At 70.6% G+C, this 4,580-nt stretch carries 4 protein-coding genes and 1 tRNA gene; 2 read left to right on the top strand and 3 right to left on the bottom strand.

All coding sequences use genetic code 11. The features are described 5' to 3' along the window. Positions 1-62 precede the first annotated feature (62 nt). Together AOK23_RS49570 and AOK23_RS49575 are read left to right on the top strand one after the other, a co-directional pair. The gene (locus AOK23_RS49570) at positions 63-704 is read left to right on the top strand and encodes an MBL fold metallo-hydrolase (protein WP_240496319.1); all 642 of its coding nucleotides are present in this window, start codon (positions 63-65) and stop codon (positions 702-704) included. Then, on the top strand, positions 701-1,057 hold the full coding sequence (locus AOK23_RS49575) for a hypothetical protein (protein WP_240496320.1): 357 nt from the start codon (positions 701-703) through the stop codon (positions 1,055-1,057). Before AOK23_RS49570 ends, AOK23_RS49575 begins: the two co-directional genes overlap by 4 nt. 67 nt (positions 1,058-1,124) lie before the next feature. On the opposite strand, the gene AOK23_RS08895 is transcribed toward AOK23_RS49575, so the two are convergent. The 3 genes from AOK23_RS08895 to AOK23_RS08905 form a co-directional block, all read right to left on the bottom strand. Continuing rightward, positions 1,125-1,201, bottom strand: a tRNA-Thr gene (locus AOK23_RS08895). A gap of 157 nt (positions 1,202-1,358) precedes the next feature. Then, complete coding sequence (locus tag AOK23_RS08900) at positions 1,359-2,945, bottom strand: alpha/beta hydrolase (RefSeq protein WP_055712208.1); 1,587 nt, start codon at positions 2,943-2,945, stop codon at positions 1,359-1,361. Between the two features lie 174 nt (positions 2,946-3,119). After that, positions 3,120-4,325, bottom strand: a complete 1,206-nt coding sequence (locus tag AOK23_RS08905) for a DNA polymerase III subunit delta' (protein WP_055712209.1) — start codon at positions 4,323-4,325, stop codon at positions 3,120-3,122. Positions 4,326-4,580: the final 255 nt, after the last annotated feature.

The raw sequence follows: 4,580 nt of genomic DNA on the forward strand, positions 1-4,580 counted from the left end.
CCCTCCCTCGGCCCCTCTGATCACCCGCCCACTCCACCGCTCCGCTCTCACCTGAGGCCAGAATGAACGACCGACCCACCCCACACATCCGTCACCCGCAACGACTCGGGAAGGGGCACCCGTTCCGTCAGTGGAAGACGTGGAAGATACCCGGCACCGAACTGACCCTGACCGGATACTCACGGGCGAACGACAAGACGTTCTTCCACATCCCCGAACTCCGTTGCAGCCTCGACGCGGGCCTGGCGGAAGGCCGTCAGGTGGAGTCGGTGTTCCTGACGCACACCCACCTCGACCATTCCAAGGACCTCGACTACCTGGCCGCCAGGGACGGGGGCGTGGACATCTACCTCCCGGCCGAAGCGGAACCGTACGCGGAGGCCTACCTGCGCGCCGCGACCGAACTGAACCACGGGCCGACGTTCGATCCGTCCCGCGCCCCGGAGTACCGCCTGCACGGCGTGCGGTCGGGTGACGAGTTCGCGGCGGGCGGCCGAAGGAACTACACGGTCCGGGTAGTCGAATGCCTGCACAAGGTGCCCTGTGTGGGCTACTGCTTCGCGGAGAAGAAGAAGATCCTGAAGCCGGAGTACGAAGACCTGAAGACGTCGATGCTGGCGGCGGGCCACAGGGAAGCGAATTCGGCCGGCTCATCGCACAGCAACGAAAGAACGACGGTGACGCAGCGATCTACGAGGAAGTGACCCGCCCCCTCTTCGCCTTCCTGGGAGACACACACGCGAGCGTCTTCACCCGGAACCCGTGGCTGTTCGCATACCCGGTCATCATCACCGAGTGCACCTACCTGGACGACGCCCAGATCCCCCGGGCCCGCCAGGTCGGCCACACCGTCTGGAGCGAACTCCGCCCGATGATCGATTCCCACCCGGACACCGTCTTCGTCCTGACGCACTTCAGCCTGCGCCATTCCGACCGAGAGATCATCGACTTCTTCAACCACGAACTCACCACGGGAGCGATCCCCCACCCGGACAACGTCGTCGTCTGGGCCCACCCGGAAAGCCACCTACCAGAACAACACCAACAACACGCCTGACCCAGAACTCCAGCAAAGCCCACACAGCAAAAAACCCCAGATCAGAATCCTGACCTGGGGTTTCAAGTGGAGCCGCCTTCGGGATTCGAACCCGAGACCTACGCATTACGAGTGCGTTGCTCTGGCCATCTGAGCTAAGGCGGCGCGCCGTCCGCACTATGGTGCGATCAGCAACGTCGGTAAGTCTACACAGTTTCTGAGGTGCTCCGAACCAGGGTCCGGAGCACCTCCGCGGCCCGGCGGCGCGGAGCCTGGGGCGGGGCCGCACGCCTCGCCTTCCCTCCGCGGGCCGAGGCGCCCGTCAGGACGGTGAGCAGCGCTTTCCCTCCGTGGGAGGCGTGCCGCGCAGCAGATACGTGTTGATCGCCGAGTCGATGCAGCCGCTGCCCCGCCCGTACGCCGTGTGCCCGTCGCCGTCGTACGTGAGGAGGCGGGCGGAGGTGAGCTGGGAGGCCAGGGCCTCGGCCCAGCGGTACGGCGTGGCGGGGTCGCGGGTGGTGCCGACCACCACGATCGGTGCGGCGCCCTTCGCCTCGATCCGGTGCGGTTCCCCCGTCGGCTTCACCGGCCAGTACGCACAGTTCAGCGAGGCCCACGCCAGGGCCCGGCCGAACACCGGGGACGCCTTCTCGAACGCGGGCAGCGACCGCTCCACCTCGTCCGGCGTGGCGTAGGCCGCGGGGAGGTCGAGGCAGTTCACGGCCGCGTTGGCGTACATCAGGTTGGAGTAGTTGCCGTCGGCCTCCCGCTCGAAGTAGCCGTCGGAGAGGGCCAGCAGCCCGGCACCGTTCTGGTCCCGGACGGCCTGTGTGAGGGCCTGCCGGAGCCGCGGCCACGCCCCCTCGTCGTACATCGCCGCGATCACCCCCGTCGTCGCCAGGGATTCACCCAGCTTCCGTCCGCCCGCCTCACCGGTCGGCAGGGGCCGCGCGTCCAGGCGCTCGAAGAGGGCGCCCAGGTTGTGGCCGACCTGCACCGGCGTGCGCCCCAGCGGACAGTCCTCCCTGCGTGCGCAGTCCTCCGCGAACGCCTGGAACGCCGTCTCGAAGCCCGCCGTCTGTTCCTGGTTCAGCCGGTCCGCGCTCAGCGACGGGTCCAGCGCCCCGTCCAGCACCAGCCGACCGGCCCGCTCCGGGAACAACCCCGCGTAGGTCGCGCCGAGGAACGTCCCGTACGAGGCGCCGACGTACGTCAGCTTCCGGTCCCCGAGCACGGCCCGCAGGACGTCCATGTCGCGAGCCGCCTCGACCGTGGACACATGGCGCAGCAGCTTCGGCGCCCGCGCTCCACACCCTTCCGCGAACCGCTTGTACGCGGCTACCAGCGCTTCCTTCTCCGCCCCGTCGTCCGGGGTGAGGTCCGTCTGCGTGTACGCGTCCATCTCACGGCCGGTGAGGCACTCGACCCCCTCGCTGCCCGCCACGCCCCGCGGGTCGACGGCGACCATGTCGTACCGCGCGCGGATCTGCGCCGGGTAGGCGATGCCCGCGTAGCCCTGGAGGTAGCCGATGGCCGAGCCGCCCGGGCCGCCCGGGTTGACCAGCAGCGAACCGAGCCGTTCCCCCGGGCCGGTGGCCTTCTTGCGCGAGACCGCCAGCTTGATGTCGCCCTCGCCCGGGTTGGCGTAGTCCAGGGGCGCCTTCAGCGTGGCGCACTGGAAGCCGGGCACCTCGCAGTCGCGCCAGCGCAGCTTCTGCTCGTAGTACGGCGCGAGCGCGGTGGGCGTCGCGCGGGGCAGCGGGCCGAGCGCGGGCGCCCCGTCGTCCGCCGTGGCCGCCCGGCTCGCACCGCCGGAGGAACAGGCCGACACGAGCAGCGCGGCGGCGGCGAGCAACGCGCCGCCGATACGCGAGGACCGATTCGGCCGGGAAGTACGCCTGGTTCGCATCTCGCGAGCGTAACCAAAGGCACCCAAATGATCACGAATGGCGACGAATGCTCCCCGTACGAGTGACACCGTCAACCGAACGCCCGCCCGCACTCACCCGAACGCCCCGCCACCACTGACCCGAACGCCGCAGCCCCCACTCGCCCGAGCCACCGAGCGCGTCCCTCACCACCGTCAGCCGGACCGCAGAGCCATGGTCATGGCCTCCACCGCCAGCAGCGGGGCGACGTTCCGGTCCAGCGCCTCCCGGCAGGCCGCGATCGCGTCGATCCGCCGCAGCGTCGCCTCGGGCGTCCCGTCACGGGCCATCCGCTCCAGCACGTCCTGGACCTCGATGTTGGCGAGGGCAACCCGCGACCCCAGTTGCAGGGCCAGCACGTCCCGGTAGAAGCCGGTGAGCTCGGTCAGCGCCAGATCCAGGCTGTCCCGCTGGGCCCGGGTACGGCGCCGCTTCTGCTTGTCCTCCAGATCCTTCATCACGCCCGCCGTACCGCGCGGCATCCGCCCGCCCTGCACGGCCCCGAGCGCCGCCTTCAGCTCCTCGGTCTCCTTGGTGTCGACCTCTTCCGCCAGCTGCTTGGACTCCTCGGAGGCCGCGTCCACCAGCTCCTGCGCGGCCTTGAAGCATCCTCCGATGTCCTCGATCCGCAACGGCAGCTTCAGTACGGCGGCTCTCCGCTCCCGCGCCCGAGGATCGGTCGCCAGCCGCCGCGCCCGCTCGATGTGCCCCTGGGTGGCCCGGGCGGCGACCGCGGCCGCCTCCGGCTCGATGCCCTCACGCCGTACGAGCATGTCCGCCACGGCGTCCACCGACGGCGTGAGCAGCCCGACGTGCCGGCACCGTGAGCGAATGGTCGGCAGCACGTCCTCCAGCGAGGGGGCGCACAACAGCCAGACCGTCCGGGGGGCGGGCTCCTCCACGGCCTTGAGCACCGCGTTCGCCGACTTCTCGTTCAACCGCTCGGCGTCCTCGACGAGGATGACCTGCCACCGCCCGTTCGCGGGCGACGTGAACGACTTGCGGACCGTGTCCCGCATGTCCTCGGCGAGGATCTGCGTGCCCACGGCCGCGACCGTCGTCACATCGGCGTGCGTCCCCACCAGCGACGTATGGCACCCGTCGCAGAACCCGCACCCCGGGCTCCCCCCGAGCGCCCGGTCCGGGCTCACGCACTGCAACGCCGCCGCGAACGCCCGCGCCGCCGTGTTCCGGCCCGCTCCCGGGGGCCCCGTGAACAGCCAGGCATGCGTCATCTTCGACGCCTCGGGAGGCGGTCCCCCGGTCTCCGCCGCCGTGACGATGGCATCCGCGTCCCGGGCGGCCGCGTCCAGCTGCCCGCTCAGCCGCTCCTGCCCCACCAGGTCGTCCCACACGGTCATGCCCCCACCGCCCTCCGTCCCAAGCACCGAACCCGAACCCCGTCGGCCCCATTCTGCGCGACCCCACTGACACCACCGAACCAACGGGAAGGGCCGGCCGCGGACCCGCACCCTCCCGCCGCGCGCCCGCCCACGCACGGGAGGGGCCGTGCCGGTGTGTCAGCCCGTCGCTTGGTGCCCTACTGCTCGGGGGTTCGGGGGAGCTGTTCTCTGTGCTTCTCTATGCGACGGGCTTGACACACCGGCACGGCCCCT

The organism is Streptomyces torulosus (assembly GCF_001419765.1).
Classification (GTDB): domain Bacteria; phylum Actinomycetota; class Actinomycetes; order Streptomycetales; family Streptomycetaceae; genus Streptomyces; species Streptomyces torulosus.